Annotated in this window: 13 protein-coding genes; 12 read left to right on the forward strand and 1 reads right to left on the reverse strand. The window is 72.9% G+C overall.

The genetic code is table 11. The annotated features are described in order from the left end of the window. Nucleotides 1–12 precede the first annotated feature (12 nt). The 4 genes from ACIRPP_RS10745 to ACIRPP_RS10760 all read left to right on the forward strand — a co-directional run bounded on the left by ACIRPP_RS10745 (nt 13) and on the right by ACIRPP_RS10760 (nt 6,014). A complete protein-coding gene (locus ACIRPP_RS10745; protein WP_403639959.1) occupies nt 13–1,506 on the forward strand; it encodes a CoA-acylating methylmalonate-semialdehyde dehydrogenase in 1,494 nt (497 codons plus the stop codon). Nucleotides 1,507–1,541: 35 nt separating this feature from the next. Further along, entirely contained in the window at nt 1,542–2,327 is a 786-nt protein-coding gene (locus ACIRPP_RS10750; RefSeq protein ID WP_403639962.1) for a GntR family transcriptional regulator, read from the forward strand. Nucleotides 2,328–2,495: 168 nt separating this feature from the next. Further along, nucleotides 2,496–3,635, forward strand: a complete 1,140-nt coding sequence (galE, locus tag ACIRPP_RS10755) for a UDP-glucose 4-epimerase GalE (RefSeq protein WP_403639965.1) — start codon at nt 2,496–2,498, stop codon at nt 3,633–3,635. 6 nt (nt 3,636–3,641) lie between these two features. Beyond that, nucleotides 3,642–6,014 carry a putative bifunctional diguanylate cyclase/phosphodiesterase gene (locus ACIRPP_RS10760; protein WP_403639968.1) on the forward strand — a complete coding sequence of 791 codons (2,373 nt, stop codon included), beginning with the start codon at nt 3,642–3,644 and terminating at the stop codon, nt 6,012–6,014. Between the two features lie 145 nt (nt 6,015–6,159). On the opposite strand, the gene ACIRPP_RS10765 is transcribed toward ACIRPP_RS10760, so the two are convergent. Then, nucleotides 6,160–8,001 (reverse strand): glycoside hydrolase family 15 protein, encoded by a 1,842-nt coding sequence (locus ACIRPP_RS10765; RefSeq protein ID WP_403639971.1) that lies wholly within the window; start codon nt 7,999–8,001, stop codon nt 6,160–6,162. 341 nt (nt 8,002–8,342) lie between these two features. On the opposite strand from ACIRPP_RS10765, the gene ACIRPP_RS10770 reads away from it, so the two are divergent. The 8 genes from ACIRPP_RS10770 to ACIRPP_RS10805 all read left to right on the forward strand — a co-directional run bounded on the left by ACIRPP_RS10770 (nt 8,343) and on the right by ACIRPP_RS10805 (nt 17,418). Next, nucleotides 8,343–9,137 (forward strand): glycosyltransferase family 2 protein, encoded by a 795-nt coding sequence (locus tag ACIRPP_RS10770; RefSeq protein ID WP_403639973.1) that lies wholly within the window; start codon nt 8,343–8,345, stop codon nt 9,135–9,137. Between the two features lie 52 nt (nt 9,138–9,189). Next, complete coding sequence (locus tag ACIRPP_RS10775; RefSeq protein WP_403639976.1) at nt 9,190–11,106, forward strand: glycosyltransferase; 1,917 nt, start codon at nt 9,190–9,192, stop codon at nt 11,104–11,106. Next, nucleotides 11,103–11,492, forward strand: coding sequence for a hypothetical protein (locus tag ACIRPP_RS10780; protein WP_403639979.1), 390 nt, complete (start codon nt 11,103–11,105; stop codon nt 11,490–11,492). Before ACIRPP_RS10775 ends, ACIRPP_RS10780 begins: the two co-directional genes overlap by 4 nt. A gap of 9 nt (nt 11,493–11,501) precedes the next feature. After that, on the forward strand, nt 11,502–12,899 hold the full coding sequence (locus tag ACIRPP_RS10785) for a lipopolysaccharide biosynthesis protein (RefSeq protein ID WP_403639981.1): 1,398 nt from the start codon (nt 11,502–11,504) through the stop codon (nt 12,897–12,899). 1 nt (nt 12,900) lies between these two features. Beyond that, nucleotides 12,901–13,983, forward strand: coding sequence for a glycosyltransferase family 2 protein (locus tag ACIRPP_RS10790; RefSeq protein WP_403639984.1), 1,083 nt, complete (start codon nt 12,901–12,903; stop codon nt 13,981–13,983). Continuing rightward, a complete protein-coding gene (locus ACIRPP_RS10795) occupies nt 13,950–15,065 on the forward strand; it encodes a GNAT family N-acetyltransferase (protein WP_403639987.1) in 1,116 nt (371 codons plus the stop codon). The genes ACIRPP_RS10790 and ACIRPP_RS10795 overlap by 34 nt, the downstream gene beginning before the upstream one ends. Before the next feature lie 51 nt (nt 15,066–15,116). After that, complete coding sequence (locus tag ACIRPP_RS10800) at nt 15,117–15,920, forward strand: polysaccharide deacetylase family protein (RefSeq protein WP_403639990.1); 804 nt, start codon at nt 15,117–15,119, stop codon at nt 15,918–15,920. Between the two features lie 160 nt (nt 15,921–16,080). Then, nucleotides 16,081–17,418 carry a xylan 1,4-beta-xylosidase gene (locus tag ACIRPP_RS10805; RefSeq protein WP_403639992.1) on the forward strand — a complete coding sequence of 446 codons (1,338 nt, stop codon included), beginning with the start codon at nt 16,081–16,083 and terminating at the stop codon, nt 17,416–17,418. The last annotated feature ends 41 nt before the right edge of the window (nt 17,419–17,459 follow it).

Consider the following 17,459-nt stretch of genomic DNA (forward strand, 5'->3'; position numbering starts at 1 on the left):
CCGTCGCAGCACATGAAGACCATCAGCCATTTCATCGGCGGCAAGCCCGTCGAGGGCACCTCCGGCCGTTTCGGCCCCGTCTGGAACCCGGCCACGGGCGTCCAGGAGAAGCAGGTCGCGTTCGCGACCGCCGACGAGGTCGACGCCGCCGTCGCCGCCGCCAAGGACGCCTTCACCACCTGGGGCGCCTCCTCGCTGGCCCGGCGCACGGCGATCCTGTTCAAGTACCGCGAGCTGCTCGACGCGCACCGCGACGAGATCGCCGCGCTGATCACCGCCGAGCACGGCAAGGTGCACTCCGACGCCCTCGGCGAGGTCGCCCGGGGCATGGAGATCGTCGAGCTGGCCTGCGGCATCAGCGTGCAGCTCAAGGGCGAGCTGTCCACCCAGGTCTCCACCCGGGTCGACGTCGCCTCGATCCGCCAGCCGCTGGGCGTGGTGGCCGGCATCACCCCGTTCAACTTCCCGGCCATGGTGCCGATGTGGATGTTCCCGCTGGCCATCGCCTGCGGCAACACCTTCGTGCTGAAGCCGTCCGAGAAGGACCCGTCGGCGTCGCTGCGGCTGGCCGAACTGGCCGCCGAGGCGGGCCTGCCCGACGGCGTGCTGAACGTGGTGCAGGGCGACCGCGAGGCCGTCGACCGGCTCCTGGAGCACCCCGACGTCGAGGCGGTGTCCTTCGTCGGCTCCACGCCCATCGCCCGGCACATCCAGCTCAGGGCGGTCGAGCACGGCAAGCGCGTGCAGGCCCTCGGCGGCGCCAAGAACCACATGCTGGTGCTGCCCGACGCCGACCTGGACCTGGCCGCCGACCAGGCGATCAACGCCGCCTACGGCTCGGCGGGCGAACGCTGCATGGCGGTGTCGGTGGTCGTCGCGGTGGGCGGCATCGGTGACGACCTGGTCGGCCGGATCGCCGAGCGGGCCAGGAAGCTGCGCGTGGGCCCCGGCGACGACCCGGCGTCCGAGATGGGCCCGCTGATCACCCGCGAGCACCGCGACAAGGTGGCCTCCTACGTGGCGGGCGCGGCCGCGCAGGGCGCCGAGGTCGTGGTCGACGGCACGGACCTCGCGGTCGAGGGCCACGAGGACGGCTTCTTCCTCGGCGTCTCCCTGCTGGACCGGGTGCCGGTGACGGCGGACGCCTACCGGGACGAGATCTTCGGCCCGGTGCTGTGCGTGGTCCGGGCGGAGACCTACGAGGAGGCCGTCGAGCTGATCAACTCCTCCCGCTGGGGCAACGGCACCGCGATCTTCACCCGGGACGGCGGCGCCGCCCGCCGCTTCCAGCTGGAGGTCAAGGCCGGCATGGTCGGCGTGAACGTGCCGATCCCGGTCCCCGTCGGCTACCACTCCTTCGGCGGCTGGAAGGACTCCCTCTTCGGCGACCTGCACATCTACGGCAACGACGGCATCGCCTTCTACACCCGCGGCAAGGTCGTCACCACCCGCTGGCCCGACCCGTCGGACTCCGGCATCAACCTCGGTTTCCCCAGCAACTCCTGACCACCCGTCCGCGCCCCACCAGGAAGGCTCGTCCCATGGCGAAGACCGGCGACCCCACACGCGCCGAGAGCGGCTCCGCGCTCAGCTCAGTCGACTTCGCCCTGGACCGGGGCAGTCCGGTGCCGCTGTACCACCAGCTCGCCCAGCAGCTGGAGGCGGCCATCGAGCGGGGTGTGCTCGCCCCGGGCAACCTGCTGGGCAACGAGGTCGACCTCTCGGTCCGCCTCGGCCTGTCCCGCCCCACCGTCCGCCAGGCCATCCAGTCCCTCGTCGACAAGGGACTGCTGGTCCGGCGGCGCGGCGTGGGCACCCAGGTGGTGCACAGCCAGGTCAAGCGCCCCCTGGAACTGAGCAGTCTCTACGACGACCTGGAGGCGGCCGGGCAGAGTCCGGCCACCCGGGTCGTCAGCAACGAGACGGTTCCCGCGTCCGCGGACGTGGCCGCCGCGCTGGGCCTGGCGGAGGGCGCCGAGGTGGTCCACCTGGAGCGCCTGCGCAGCACCCACGGCCAGCCGGTCGCACTGCTGAGCAACTTCCTGCCGTCCGGCCTGCTCGACCTGGACACCGGCCGGCTGGAGCAGACCGGCCTGTACCGCATGATGCGGGCGGCCGGTATCACCCTGCACAGCGCCCGGCAGACCGTGGGCGCGCGCTCGGCCACCGCGCAGGAGGCCGGCCGCCTGGACGAGCAGCCCGGCGCCGCCCTGCTCACCATGCAGCGCACGGCCTACGACGACACCGGCCGCGCGGTCGAGTTCGGCACCCACATCTACCGCGCCTCGCGGTACGCCTTCGACTTCCAGCTGCTGGTGCGGTCCTGAGGCTTCAGGGCCTGCCCTTCTCGTACCGCGGCACCGGATCCGACGCCGCTCCCCCACGGACGCGACGGCGAGGGGCGGCAGGGTCTTGACGCGAGGAAACCTGTGGCACAAAATCGTAGATATACACCGTAAACATACGGTGCCACCCTCTCGTAGGAACTCCCTGCCATGGCGCGCAATTTCCCGGTCACGCCACCCACCAACGGTTCGGGACCCCGTCCCGAACCGGGTGCGCGTGCGGGAATCGGCGGCGCCTGGGCGCCCTCGACCGTCCTCGTCACCGGCGGGGCGGGCTTCGTCGGGAGCCTCACCTGCACCGAACTCCTGGACCACGGCTACGAGGTGATCGTGGTCGACGACTACTCCAACAGCACCCCCCAGGTCTTCGCCCGGGTCGAACGGATCGCCGGCCGATTCGTCGGCGCCGTGTACGAGCTGGACATCCGTGATCGGCGCGCCCTGTCGGCCGTCTTCGACCGACACTCCGTGGACGCCGTCGTGCACTTTGCCGCGCACAAGGCCGAGGGCAGGTCGACACGGATGCCCGTCCAGTACCACGACACCAACGTCGGCGGCACGACCGCCCTGCTGAGCACCATGCACGAGCACGGCGTGCACCGCCTCGTGTACCACTCCTCCTACGCCCTGTACGGGAACGCCGGGCCCGGCCCGCTCGACGAGCGGACACCCGTCTCCCCTCTCACTCCCTACGCGCTGTCCAAGTGGCTGAGCGAGCAGATCCTCACCGACGTCTGCCGGCACTGTCCCCAGTGCACCGTGGTGTGCCTTCGCTGCGCCACCCCGGCCGGCGCCCATCCCAGTGGTCTGCTGGGCGAGGACCCGCACCACGCCCCCGACTCCCTCCTGCCGCACATCGCGCAGGTCGCCGCCGGGCGGCGGGAGCAGGTTCCCGTCTGCGGCGGGGACCTGCCCACCCGCGACGGCACGACGGTCCGTGACTACCTGCACGTCATGGACGCCGTGGAAGCCCACCGGCTGGCGCTCGACCACCTCGCCGACGGCCCCGGTATGACCGTCTACAACCTCGGACGCGGCGAGGGCAGTTCGACCCTCGACGTCGTGGCCGCCTTCGGCGCCGCGAGCGGCCGCCCCGTGCCGTACGGCGTCGTGTCCGGCAGGTCCGGCGCCGTACCCGAGCTGATCACGGACTCGACCGCGCTGACCCGTGCCTGGGGCTGGCGTCCCACCCGGACCCTCACCGACGTGTGCCGGGACGCCTGGCACTTCCAGCGGCACAACCCGGACGGCTACGCCGATTCCGCACGCCGACCGGGGCCGAAAGGGTAGCGCGCAGTGCGCACGCGGGAGGGGCGCCCGCGGCCGGTCTGCCGCTTCCCGGCACGGCGGACGGTCTGCGGCCTCGCCGTCCCGGCGGCGCCGGTGCCCTGGGGGATCGCCGAGGGCGCGCGCGACGCAGTCGTCCCGGCCGTCGTGGCCGGGCTGCTCCTCCTGCTGGCGGCGATCGGGATCGCGGTGGCGGTCGCGTCCCGTCGGCGCGCCGCGGCACGGGAGCAGGTGCTGCGCCTCGCGGCCGCGTCCCTGACCGCCGCCTCCCGGCCGGAGGAGATCGAGCAGATCTGCGCCACCGCGGCAGCGGGGCTGGTCGGGCCCGGGGCCGGCCCCCGGACGGTGCTGCTGCCGACCGCGGAGGCACGGGAGCTGTCCGCGCGCCTGGCCGGCTCACCCGACGGGCCGGACCGGCCGGGCGACGGAGACCGGCCCGAGAACCTCACCGCCCGCCGCGCGATGCTGGTCCCCCTCAGCGCCCTCGGGCCGGAACTCGCCGCCCGCTTCAGCGACCTCCCGGCCGCCCTGGTGTGCCTCTTCGGCTCTCCCGGCCGTCCGTCCGCCGAACCGACGGGCGCCCTGCTCGCGGTCGGTGACGAGCGGCGGCTCGGCAGGGCACGCGGCGCCCTGGAGCTCCTCACGGCGCAGGCGGGCCTGGCCGCCGGCCGGGTCGCGCTGCGACGGGAGATCGTCCACGCGGAGAGCGACGCATACTTCCGCACGCTGGTGCACAACGCCTCCGACGTCATCCTCGTCGTCGACGACGACGAGGCGCGCGTCCGGTATGCCAGTCCGTCCGCACGGGCCGTGTTCGGCAGCGAGGAGCCGGTCGGGCGGCGGCTGGCCGACCTGGTCGACCCGGCCCAGCGCGGCCGGGTGCTGCGGACGCTCGAAGGGCTGCGGGCCCCGGACCGGGAAGAGACCCACGACCACTGGTGGGTGGTACGGGATGCGGGCCGGATCGAGGTGGAGGTGCGCTGCCGCGACCTGCGGCGGGACCCCGCCGTGCACGGCATGGTGGTGACCCTGCGGGACGTCACCGAGCAGCGGCAGCTGGAGCAGGAACTCACCCAGCGGGCCTTCCACGACTCCCTGACCGGTCTGCCGAACCGGACCCTGCTGCTGGAGCGCACCGGACGCGCCCTGCTGCGGGGGCGCCGCGGCACCGCGACCACCTGTCTGCTCTTCATCGACCTCGACGACTTCAAGATCGTGAACGACACCCTGGGGCATGCCTGCGGCGACCGGCTGCTGCGCGCCGTCGCGGGACGCCTCTCGGCGGTCCTGCACCGCACCGACACGGCGGCACGGCTCGGCGGGGACGAGTTCGCGGTACTCATGGAGGACGCGCGGCAGCCGCTCGACGCCGAACTCCTCGCCGCCCAGGTCGTCCAGACGCTCAGCAGACCGTTCCCGCTGGCCGAAGGGACGGTCGAGGTCTCGGCGAGCGTGGGCGTGGCCACCGCCCAGGACACCACGGACGCCGAGGAACTGCTGGCGCTCGCCGATCTCGCGCTGTACACCGCCAAGGCCGCCGGAAAGCACCAGTGGCGCCGCTTCCTGTCGCAGCGCCGCCCCCGTCCGCCGGAACGGCCCGGTCTGCGGGCCCGGCTGGGCGATGCCCTGTCCTCCGGCCAGTTCACCCTGCTCTACCAGCCGGTGGTGGAGATCGTCTCGGGCGAGATCGCCGGATTCGAGGCGCTGGCCCGCTGGCCGGGGCTGCGCGGGGATGCGGTGCCGCCGGGACGCTTCATCCCACTGGCGGAGGAAACGGGCGACATCTCGGCGCTGGGCGCCTGGGTGCTGCGCAGGGCCGCCTCCGACATGGCCCGGCTCCAGCGGTCCACCGAGCGGCGGACACCGACGTACCTGAGTGTCAACGTGTCCGCCCAGCAGTGGTGGGACACCGATTTCCTCAGCCAGGTGTGCGGTGCGCTGGACACCGCCGGGCTGGCCCCCGGCACCCTGCAACTGGAGCTCACCGAATCGGTGCTCATGCGGCGCACCGACCGGATCGACGCGCTCATCGGCACGCTCAAGGAACTCGGCGTGCGCCTCGCCGTCGACGACTTCGGCACGGGGTACGCCTCGCTGAGCTATCTGCGGGACTTCCCGGTCGACGTGCTCAAGATCGACAAGTCGTTCGTCGACGACGTCCCCCGCGAACCGCGCCGGGTCGCCCTGCTTCAGGGCATTCTCCGACTGGCCCACACACTGGACCTCCAGGTCGTCGCCGAGGGCGTCGAGGAGCCGGGGCAGCGGGATCTGCTGGCCCGTCTGGGGTGCGGGTACGGGCAGGGCTACCTCTTCGCCCGCCCGATGACCCTGGAACAGGCGGAGGCCGTCCTGCGGCAGGCCGACGGCCGACGGCCGCGCTGAGGGCGGACGCGCCCGAAGCCGAAGTCCTGCGGTGCCGAAGTCCTGCAGTCCGGGTGGGGAGCACCGTGAGCACGGCGCACGCACGCCCCGCGCCATCCGTGCCACGTGGGCCGGCGCACCGGGGCGTCCGGCGCCCATGGCCCGATCAGCGCGGGCCGCCGGCCCTCGGTGGCGCGCGATGGACGGCCGGGCGGGGCGGCCGCGCCAGGGCGAAGGCCGTTTCGACGAGCGCGATGTGGCTGAACGCCTGGGGAAAGTTGCCCAGTTGCCGCCCGGCGACGGGATCCCACTGTTCCGCGAGCAGCCCCACGTCGTTGCGGACCGCCAGCACCCGCTCGAAGACCTCCCGGGCGCGTGCCCGGTCCCCGGTCGCGGCGAGGGCGTCGGCGTACCACAGGGAACAGGCGACGAACGTGCCCTCACGGCCGGGCAGGCCGTCCACGTCGTGGACGTCGCCGCCGGCCGGGTCGTAGCGCCGCAGGAAGCCCTCGCAGTCCAGTTGCCGCATCGCGCGTACGGTGCCGCGCACCCGCGCGTCCCGGGCGGGCAGGAAGCCGAGCCGGGGGATCAGCAGCGCGGAGGCGTCGAGGGCTGGTGAGCCGTAGGACTGCACGAAGCTGCCCTGCCGCGCGTCCCACCCCTGGGCACAGACCTCGCGGTGCACTTCCTCGCGCATGGCGTGCCACTCGCCCGAGAACTCGTTGCGGCCGAGCAGCCGGCCCATGCGCAGGGCACGGTCGGCGGCCACCCAGGCCATGACCTTGGAGTGCACGAACTGCCGACGGGGGCCGCGCACCTGCCACAGCCCCTGGTCAGGCCGGCGCCAACTGAGGCGCAGGTGGCCCATGAGTGTCTCGACCAGGCCCCACACCCGGGCCGGCATCGGGATGCCTGCCCGCAGCGACAGGCACAGGGTGTCCAGCACCTCTCCGTACACGTCCAGCTGGAACTGGTTCACGGCGGAGTTCCCGAAGCGGACGGGCTGCGAGCTCTCGAAGCCGGGCAGCCACGGCGCCTCGACCTCACGCAGCAGCCGCTGGCCGCCTACGCCGTACACGGTCTGCAGGTCGGTCGGATCGCCCGCGATGGCGCGCACCAGCCAGTCCAGCCAGGCCGTGGCCTCCTCGCGGTAGCCGCTGTGCAGCAGACAGGACAGGGTCAGTGTGGAGTCGCGCAGCCAGCAGAACCGGTGGTCCCAGTTGCGTTCGCCGCCGATGCAGCCGGGCAGGGAGGTGGTCGGTGCCGCGACGATGCCGCCCGTGGGCGCGTAGGTGAGCGCCTTGAGGGTGATGAGGGAGCGCACCACGGCTTCGCGCCAGGGTCCCTCGTACCGGCACTGCGCGGTCCACCGGCGCCAGAAGTCGCGCGTCTCCTTCCCGGCCGTCTCCGCGGGCACGAACAGTGCCGCGGGCGGCTCCGTGAGGTGCGACGGGGACCAGGCCAGGGTGAGGGCGAGCCGCCGGCCGGCCTGGACGGTGAAGTCGACGACCGTGGAGTCCGTGGAGCCCGTGCGGTCCGCGGTGTCCACGGTGCCCTCGACGCCCAGCCAGACGGCGTCCGGTCCGGCGACCGCCACGGTCCCGGCGTCGGCGGTCCGGACCCACGGGACGACGCGCCCCTGGTGGAAGCGCAGCCGCAGGTCGCTGCGCATGTGCACGGTGCCGCTGAGCCCTTCCACGAGACGAACCAGACACGGGGCCTCAGTGCGCGGCGGCATGAAGTCGGTGACCCGGACGGTGCCTCCGGCTCCCTCCCAGACCGTTTCCAGGACCAGGGTGTCCGGGCGGTAGGCCCGGCGGGTGCAGGGGCCGCGCGCTACGGGGGCGACGCGCCAGAACCCGTTGTCCCCCGTGCCCAGGAGCGCGGCCAGACAGGCGGGCGAGTCGAAGCGGGGCAAGCACAGCCAGTCGATGGACCCGTCCCTGCCCACCATGGCGGCGGTCTCCAGGTCACTGACGAGGGCGTAATCCTCAATGCGTGGCTTCATGATCGGAACCACGCCGTCGTGCACTTTGCCGTTCGACCACCATACCGCCGCTCGAGCGCGAGCACTTGACCATATGCCCGATCTGCACCAAAGATGTACGTATACAACATAAACGTAGGGTGTCTCCTCCGAGGCTCAGGACACGGCGGACGCACCCCATGGCCGGCCGGCGGTCCGCGTCCCGCAGGCGACGACCGGGCCCTCGGCCCTCCCGCACCACACCGGCGCGGTGTCCGGCCGTTCCCCGACGGCACACCGGACACCGGCCGGGACCGAATTTCCGGAGGCACCGCCCCATGAGCAACGCCGCGCATCCCCTTTCGCCCCCGACACACGTCCGCGTGCCCGACGGGTACGCGCAGGGGTCCCCGGCCCGCAGGGCCACGGACCACCCCACCCACCCGCAGCGCCGGGCGGGAGACCGTCCGGCACCGCGGGCCACCGTGAGCCTCGTGGTGCCCGCGCGCAATGAGGCCCGCAACATTCCCTGGGTCTTCGAGCAGATTCCCGACTGCGTGGACGAAGTGATCCTGGTCGACGGCGCCTCCAGCGACGCCACCGTGCAGGTGGCCAGGCAGTGCCTGCCCGAGGTGCGCAGCGTGCCGCAGAGCGGCCCGGGCAAGGGAAACGCCCTGCGCACCGGCTTCGACGCCGCGGAGGGCGACTACATCGTGATGCTGGACGCGGACGGCAGCATGGCGCCCGCCGAGATCCCGCACTACCTGCACTTCCTGGACTGCGGCTACGACTTCGTCAAAGGCTCCCGGTTCATGGCGGGGGGCGGCTCGCTCGACATCACGCGCATCCGCCAGTTCGGCAACCACGTCCTGCTGGCCGCCGTCAACCATCTCTACGACGCGTCGCTGACGGACCTCTGCTACGGCTACTGCGCCTTCCGGCGCAGCTTCCTGCAGGAACTCGACCTGCACGCGTCCGGCTTCGAGATCGAGACGGAAATGATCACCCACGCCCTGCGTTCCGGGCTGCGCGTCGCCGAGGTGCCGAGCCTCGAACTGCCGCGCCGCAGCGGGCGGTCCAACCTGCACGCCGTCTCCGACGGCCGCCGGGTGCTGCGCACGCTGCTCTCCGAGCGGCCGGGCGCCCGGGTGCGGTACCTGCCACGGAACCCGGCATGAAGACCGCCGCACGCCCCGTGCGCGCGCCCCTCCCGCGGCGTCGGAGGCGACCATGAGCCGCCTCTACGCCGTGGTACGGGGCGCCCTTCCCGAGGCACCGGAGAACGGCGGGCGCAGGCCCCCGCCCCCGCCCCCGGTGCCGGTCCCGGCGGGGCAGGGCAGCCTGCCCCCGAGCGCCGTCAATCCGGAAGGCGCGGCGGGTGTCCGCGGCCGGGTCCCCACGGACGGCCGGTCCCGGTGGTCCCGGCCGGGTCCCGCGGCCCTCACCGCTCTGGTGCTGCTGCCGGTGTCCGTGGCGCTGTGGCTGTGGTCGCTGCAGGGGGTGCGGCTGGACGGCATGGGCGACCTGGGGCTGCTGCAGGTGCTGCCCGTGCTGTTCTGGGCCGCCCTCGCTCTGCTCGTCCTCGGCTTCTGCCTGGCGGCGGCCGGGAGGCGGACACCGCACGGCTGCTACGCGGCCTATTCCCTCACGCTGATCGCGTTCCTGCACGCCACACCTCCTGTGCTCTACCAGGAGCTGCGCTACTCATGGGCGTGGAAGCACGTGGCCGTCATCGACGCGATGATGCGCCACAACGGCGCGGTCCCGGAGGCCGGCGGCTTCGACATCTACAACCAGTGGCCCGGCTTCTTCGAGCTGAACGCCTCGCTCCTGAAGGCCACCGGCCTGGAGTCCTCGCTGGCGTACGCCCTGTGGGCGCAGGTGCTCGCGAACGTGCTGCTGCTCGTCCCGCTGCTGCTGATCTACCGGTCGGTCACGGCCGACCGCAGGCTCATCTGGACGGGCGTGTGGATCTACTACTCGTGCTCCTGGGTGGGCCAGGACTACTTCGCCCCCCAGGCGTTCACCTTCCTGCTGTTCGCGTGCGTGATCGCCCTGGTCGTACGGCAGTTGCCCGGCTCACGGGCGCCCGGCGCGCCACCGCGAGGCCGCCTGTCCCGCGGCCGGCTGGCGCTGGTGCTGGTGATCGAAGCCGCAATCGTGTCGTCCCACCAGCTCACCCCGCTGATGCTGATCAGTGCCCTCGCGCTGCTGTCCGTGCCCCGGCGCAACCGGCCGGTGACCCTGCCCGCACTGGGCGGGGCGGCCGCCCTCACCGTCATCTGGGATGCCACCGTGGCGCGGCCGTACGTGGCGGAGAACCTCGACAGCTTCCTGCACGCGCTCACCCGGCCCGAGGCCAACGTGTGGTCCGGACTGAGCCGGCTCGCCGACGCCGCTCCGAGCCAGGTCATGGTGTCGTGGATCGACCGCGGGCTGTCGGGAGGAATCCTTCTGCTGGCAGCGGTCGCCCTCAAGGCACGGCCCTGGACCCGGCGCACCGCGCTGCCCTGGCTGGCCCTGTTCCCGCTTCCGCTGATGCTGGTCAACGCCTACGGCGGCGAAATGGTCTTCCGGGCCTACATGTTCGCGCTGCCCTCCGCCGCCCTCCTGGTGGCCGCGCTGCTGCTGCCGTCCCCGGGGCGACGCCGCGTACTGCGGACGGCCGGACTGTACGTCCTGCTGGTGGCCATGGTCGTGAGTCTGACGTTCGGCTACTACACCAAGGAGGCCATGAACCGGTTCTCCTCGGACGAGGTGGCGGCGACCCGGTTCGTGACGACCAGGACACCGACGGGCACCATGGTCATCTCGGTCACCTTCGCCGCGCCCGGACTCGAGACGGACTACGACCGGCACGAGCGCACCGAGATCACCGAAGAGAGCATGGGCATCAAGCGCCTCATGCTGCAGAACCCGCTGACGGGCCTGGAACCGCTCCTCGGCCGGGCCGAGAACAAGCCCGCGTACGTCCTGATCAACCGTGCCCAGACCGCAGACCTGCGCCTGAACGGGGAGCTGCCCGCCGGCTTCGTGCGGCGGCTGGAGACGGCGATGGCCACGGCCCCCGACTTCACCCTGGTCTTCCGCAACGACGACGCGGTGGTGTACCGGTTCGACGCACCGCGGGAAACGAGGCAGCCATGACCCTGCCACGACGATGGGGACTCGCGATGTCCGGGTGGCTCGCGCTCGCGGCGCTCGCGCTGCCGGACGCCACACCACTGCGGGTGGCGGTCGTCGCCGCCTTCCTCCTCACCTGCCCGGGGCTCGCGCTCACGCTCCTGTGCGCCGGACGCCTCCGGCCCCCCGGCTCCGGCCGATCGGGCCCGCTGGAGGCGGCCCTGCTCACGGGGGCGGTCAGCCTGTCGCTCTCGGTGCTGGTGGCGGAGGCGCTCTTCCTGGGCCACGCGTTCACCCCGGGCCGGGCGGTGCTGATCCTCGCGGCGATCACCTCGGCCGCGGTCCTGGCCGCCGGCCGCCGGGCGAGGGACACCGTCCGCCGCACGGCCGATGACGCCGCCGAGAGCTGAGGAGCGGTCGTGCGCGCACCCCATGCCTCCAGCGCATCCGCCCGGACCGGCAAGGCTGCCCCGGCCGACGTGACGGCCGCACCCGGCTCCGGGGCCGGCGGCCGTCCCGCCCCGGCGCCATGGCGGACCAGGTGGACGGCCGTGCTGCCCCGGGAGCCGCTGCTGCGCAATGGTCATCTGCTCGCCATGAGTTCGATCGTCAACGCCGCCCTGGGCGCCGTCTTCTGGGTCCTGGCCACCCGGTGGTACGACGACCGGACCGTCGGACTCAACTATGCCGCCGTCTCCGCCGCGACCCTGCTGTCCACCGTCGGCCAGCTCAACCTCTCCGACTTCCTGGTCCGCTTCGTTCCGGCGGCCGGACGGCACACCCGCAGGCTGGTGCTCGTCTCCTACGCCGCGGGCATCGCCTGCAGCGTGCTGATCGCCGTGGCGTTCCTCCTGCTGGTGCCCACGATCAGTCCCGGCCTCGGGTTCCTGCTCACCCCGGTGACCGGCCTCTTCTTCGTCGCCTACACGGCGGGATACACCATCTTCGCCCTGCAGGACGGTGCCCTGACCGGAGTGCGGCAGCCCGGCTGGGTGGTCGCCGAGAACGTGATCTTCGCCGTGGTGAAGATCCTGCTGCTCGCCGTCGGTGCCACCCTGGCGTTCTTCACCGGGATCCTGATCTCGTGGGCCGGTGCCCTCGTGGTCGCGCTGCTCGTGGCGAACGCCTACCTGCTGCGGCGCGCCGTGCCCCGCCACGAGCGCGAGGCTCCCGCGGCGGCCCGCCCGCCCCGCCTGCTCGGATACGCCTCCGCCGACTACGCCGGTTCCCTGTTCCGGATGGCGGCGTACAGCCTGGTTCCCCTGATCGTGCTCAACACCCTCGGCCCGGCCCAGAGCGCCTACTACTCGCTCGCGTGGATCGTCGGCTACGTGCCCTACCTGCTGGCGACCAACATGGGCAGTTCGCTGATCGTCGAGGCGGCGCACACCCCCGGAGACCTGGCCCGGCACGCCTCCCGGGTGCTGCGGCACTCGGCGCTCCTGCTGGGCGCGGGCACCGTCGTGATCATCGTCGTCGCACCGCGGTTCCTGGCCTTCTTCGGGCCGGAGTACGCGGAGCACGGGACCACCCTGTTGCGCCTGCTGGCCCTGTCGGCGCTGCCCAACCTCCTGGTGAGCGTGGCCGTCGACGTCGCGCGCATGCAGCGGAACCTGCGCCGCGTCGTGGGACTCCAATGCGTCCTGTGCGTCCTGGTACTGGGGCTGGCCACGGTCCTGCTCCCGGTCCTGGGCCTGGCCGGAGGCGGCCTCGCCTGGCTCCTCGCGCAAAGCCTGCTCGCCCTCTGGCTGGTGGTCCGGCGGTCGCGTTGGCTGTCCCGGACCTCCGACGACGAACCTTCCGAGAAGGAGAAGTGACGTGCCCCCCACCGACATCTCCGTGATCATCTGCGTCTACACCGAGGACCGCTGGGACGACATCCTCGCCGCCGTACGGTCGGTACAGCGGCAGAGCCTGCCTGCCCTCGAAACGCTGCTGGTGGTCGACCACAACCCGGCCCTGCTCGACCGGATCGGCAGAAGGTTCGCGGGCCACGACGGCACCGGGCGTGGCGGCATGGCGGTCCGGACCATGGCCAACGAGGGTCCCCGAGGACTTTCCGCCGGCCGCAACACGGGCATCGCGGTCGCCCGCGGCACCGTGGTGGCCTTCCTCGACGACGACGCGGTGGCCGAACCGGACTGGCTGCGGCACATGGTGTCGGCGTACACCGATCCCCGGGTCCTGGCCGTGGGCGGCCGCACGGTCCCGGTGTGGGCCTCCGGGCACCGGCCGGTGTGGTTCCCGCCCGAGTTCGACTGGGTGGTGGGCTGCGCGTACCGGGGGATGCCTCCGGGGCGGGCGCCGGTGCGCAACGTCCTGGGCGGGAACGCCTCCTTCCGCCGGACGGCGTTCGATGCCGCGGGCGGTTTCGCCGTCGGCATCGGACGCGACGGCGACGCCCGCCCGCTGGGCTGCGAGGAGACCGAGTTCTGCATCCGGCTGGCCCGCGTGCGGCCGGAGGCCGTCCTGCTGGTCGACGACCGTGCCGTCATCCACCACAAGGTCCCCGCCGCCCGGGAACACTTCGCCTACTTCCGGCGCCGCGTCTATGCCGAGGGCTTGTCCAAGGCCCGGGTCACCCGCCATGCCGGGGTCCGCAAGGGCCTTGAGTCGGAACGCCGCTACGCCACGCGGGTGCTGCCCGCCGGGGTGCTGCGCGGCCTGGCCGACGCCCTGCGGGGACGTCCCGGCGGTGTGCGCCGCGCCGGGGCGATCGTGACGGGGGTCGTGACCGCGGCCGTGGGCTACGCCGTCGGCACGGTCCAGACCCGCCGCAGGGCCTCGGGGGCCTGGAGCGTGCGGACGGCGGCTGCCACGGCCGACACGACCGTGGCACGACCCTCACCAGCGGAAGGAAACGGATCATGGACATCGACATACGCCGGCCAAATGCGCTGACCGCGGCCGAGCTGACATCCTGGAAGACCCTCCAGGAGAAGGCCTACCTGCACGGCTCGCCGCAGATGGCGAACCCGTTCCTCTCCCCCGAGTTCACGCTGGCCGTGGGCGCCGCCCGGCGCGGGGTGCGCGTGGCCGTCGTGCGGGACGACGGTGTGCACGGCGAGCCCGTGGCCTTCTTCCCCTACCAGCGCGGCCCGGCCGGGGTGGGCCGGGCGGTCGGCCTGGGTCTGTCCGACTGCCAGGGCCTGGTGCACGCGCCCGGGTTCCGCTGGGAGGCCCGGGAGCTGCTCACCGCGTGCGACCTGGCCATCTGGGAGTTCGACCACCTCGCGCAGCAGCAGGACTCCTTCGAGCAGTCGGTCACCGGCACCTTCCCGTCGCCGGTGATGGACGTCGCGGACGGCTGGGACGCCTACGTCGCCCGGCTGCGGGCCCGCTCCGGACGCGGCACCAAGGTCCGGCTGGCGCTGGAACGGAAAATGGCCCGGGCCACCGGGGAGGTGCGCTACGTGCACGACGAGCGCGACCCCGCCGCGTTGCGCACGCTGCTGGCATGGAAGTCCGCCCAGTACCGCAGGACCGGCCGCAGCGACCGGTTCGCGCACCCGTCGAACGTCCGGCTGGCGGAGGACCTGTTCACTCGCCGGACGGACTCCTTCGCCGGTCTCCTGTCCGTGCTGTACGTGGCCGACCGCCCGGTCGCCGCACACTTCGGACTGCGCTCCGGGCACGTGCTGGCCTGCTGGTTCCCGGCGTACGACCCGGACTTCGCCAAGTACTCACCCGGCATCGTGCTGCACCTGCGCATGGCCCGGGGCGCGGCCGAGGACGGTCTGTCGTATCTCGACCTGGGACGCGGGCAGCGTCTGCACAAGGACATGCTCAAGACCGGGGAACTGTCCGTCTCCGAGGGCTGGGTGTCCCGGCAGCACCACCCGGTCGCACTGGCCCACCGGGCCCGGCGGGCTCCGGCCCGCATGCTGCGCAACACCGTTGTGGCGCGGCCGGAGCTGCGCAAGCCGGCCGACCGGCTGCTCAAGAGCGTGGGCAGGGTCCGCGCTCACGTGAGGACGTCGTAGGACCGGCCGGTACCGCCCCGGGCGCCGACGCCCCTCTTCAGCAAGGAGACCGTGGTGACTCAGCCCGTACCCGTTCTCATGTACCACGCGGTCACCGACGTGCCGACGGCCGCGGTCCGCGCCCTGTCCGTCACACCGCGGGCCTTCACCGAGCAGATGCAGCTGCTCGCGGAGCGCGGGTTCAGCCCCGTGACCACCTCCCGGCTGGCTGCCGCCTGGCGCGGCGGGCTGCCTCTGCCGGGCCGTCCCGTCCTGATCACCTTCGACGACGGCTACCGGGGCGTCCACCGTCACGCCCTGCCCGTGCTGCGCGAACTGCGTTTCGTGGTCACGGTGTTCATCACCTCCGGCTGGCTCCGCGGCCCCTACGAGCTGCGCGGCGCGGCCCTGGACACCATGCTCGACTGGGACGAGGTGAACGAACTCGCCGTGGGAGGAGCGGAGATCGGCGGCCACAGTCACAGCCATCCGCAGCTCGACCAACTGCCGGGCAGGGCCCTGCGGTACGAGGTGGAGCGCTGCCGGGAGATCATCGCCGAGCGGACGGGACGCGTGCCCGCATCCTTCGCCTATCCGTACGGCTACAGCGACCGGCGGGTCCGCCAGGTGGTGCGCGGCGCGGGCTTCACCCAGTCGGTGGCGGTGGGCAACGCGCTGGCGCACCCGAGGCAGGGCCCGTTCGCCCTGCGGCGGATGACCGTCCGGCGCACCACCGGTCCGCGGGAGTTCGCGCGGCTGGTGGAGGGCCGCGCCGTCGGCCGGACGTTCGCCGTGGACCGGTCGCTGACCAAGGGGTACGCGCTGGTCCGCGCGACCCGTCGGCTGACCCGACGAGCCGGAGGGGCGCATGGCTGAGGTGGCGGGTCGCCCGCGCGTCCGCCCCGGCCGGTGTCCCGCCGCACCGGAGCGGGGCGCCGGGTCCCCGGCGTCGCGGGAAAGTCCCGCAGCGCCGCTGCCCCCGGCCGGCCGCGCACGGCCCGGAACGCGCCTGCGGTGGCGCTCACCGTGGGTCGGCATGATCGCCGCCGTGCTGCTGATCGCCCTGTCCGCCTGCTCCGGCACCGGCACGGAGGCGTCCGGCGTGCCGGCCGGCGACGACCCGGTGACCGCACCGTCGGCCCGCGCCGACCGGTCACCGCGACCGGAGCTCGGCTGGGGCCTCACCCACACGCAGTGGAGCGCGGACGTCGGCGACCGCGCCGCCATGGAGCGGGTGCGGCGCGCCGTCTCCGCCGTGCCGCTGCCCCAGGTCCAGCACATCATGGGCTGGGGCGCCGCCAACCCGGAGCCGTCGCCGGGCCGCTACGACTTCGCGGCGCTGGACAACCGGATGGAGTTCATCCGGAAGACCGGCGGCACACCCGTGATCACTCTGTGCTGCGCACCGGACTGGATGAAGGGCGGCCGGCCGGGCCACACGGACTGGTCCGAGCCGTCCTTGGAGACGGCGCCGGACCGCGAACACTACGACGACTTCGCCGCCCTCGCCGCGGCCGTCGCCGAACGCTATCCGGACGTGCGGCACTTCATCGTCTGGAACGAATTCAAGGGCTTCTTCGACGAGACGAAGCAGCGCTGGGACTACGAGGGGTACACCCTGCTCTACAACAAGGTCCGGCACGCGCTGAAGCAGGTGAACGGGGCCAACCTGGTCGGGGGGCCCTACCTGAACATGGACAGCCTCCGGCCCGGACGGACGACGCACACCTCCCACCTGTCGGGGCCCTGGGGCAGTGTCGACCAGCGCGTCCTCGACGCCTTCGACTACTGGAACGCGCACAAGGCGGGGGCCGACTTCGTGGTCGTCGACGGCTCCAGCTACACCCACGACGACGAGAGGCTGGCGGACCCTTTCGGTGCCACCGAGAAGTTCACCGCCGTGGGCCGGTGGCTGCGCACGCGGACCGCGCTGCCCCTGTGGTGGTCCGAGTATTACGTCGAACCGAACTCCGGCGGCGACCGGTGGAGCGAGCGGCTGCGCGAGGCGGTGCAGGCCACCGCCATGATCGCCATGGTGCGGGGCGGGGCCACGACGGGCTTCTACTGGAACCCGCAGGAACGGCGCGGACCCTGCCCCGGCTGTCTGTGGCGCAGCACCGAACTCACCGACGGAACGGGCGGGGAACCGCTGCCCATGCTGGACCTGGTCCGCCGCTTCCAGGCGGAGTTCCCGCCCGGCACGACGTTCGTCCCGGTCGGCGTGCGCCCCGCGGACGGGCGTCGCGTCCGGGTGCTCGCCGACCGCGAGGCGGCTCTGGTGGTGAACACCGGCGACCGGGCCGTCCGGGTGCGTGTCGACGGCCGGACCCTTGACCTGGAGAGCCACGAGGTGCGCTGGCTCGCGCGCGAATGACCATGGGGGCCGTATCGTACGAAGCGACCGGCAGCAGAGCT

The organism is Streptomyces sp. NPDC101219, from assembly GCF_044767675.1.
In the GTDB taxonomy this organism is placed as follows: Bacteria; Actinomycetota; Actinomycetes; order Streptomycetales; family Streptomycetaceae; genus Streptomyces.

Excerpts from the sequence above, each read along its gene's own strand:
- ACIRPP_RS10745 (WP_403639959.1), top strand. The coding sequence starts at position 13 with ATGAAGACCATCAGCCATTTCATCGGCGGCAAGCCCGTCGAGGGCACC.
- ACIRPP_RS10750 (WP_403639962.1), top strand. The coding sequence starts at position 1,542 with ATGGCGAAGACCGGCGACCCCACACGCGCCGAGAGCGGCTCCGCGCTC.
- galE (WP_403639965.1), top strand. The coding sequence starts at position 2,496 with ATGGCGCGCAATTTCCCGGTCACGCCACCCACCAACGGTTCGGGACCC.
- ACIRPP_RS10765 (WP_403639971.1), bottom strand. The coding sequence starts at position 8,001 with ATGAAGCCACGCATTGAGGATTACGCCCTCGTCAGTGACCTGGAGACC.
- ACIRPP_RS10775 (WP_403639976.1), top strand. The coding sequence starts at position 9,190 with ATGAGCCGCCTCTACGCCGTGGTACGGGGCGCCCTTCCCGAGGCACCG.
- ACIRPP_RS10780 (WP_403639979.1), top strand. The coding sequence starts at position 11,103 with ATGACCCTGCCACGACGATGGGGACTCGCGATGTCCGGGTGGCTCGCG.
- ACIRPP_RS10795 (WP_403639987.1), top strand. The coding sequence starts at position 13,950 with ATGGACATCGACATACGCCGGCCAAATGCGCTGACCGCGGCCGAGCTG.
- ACIRPP_RS10805 (WP_403639992.1), top strand. The coding sequence starts at position 16,081 with ATGATCGCCGCCGTGCTGCTGATCGCCCTGTCCGCCTGCTCCGGCACC.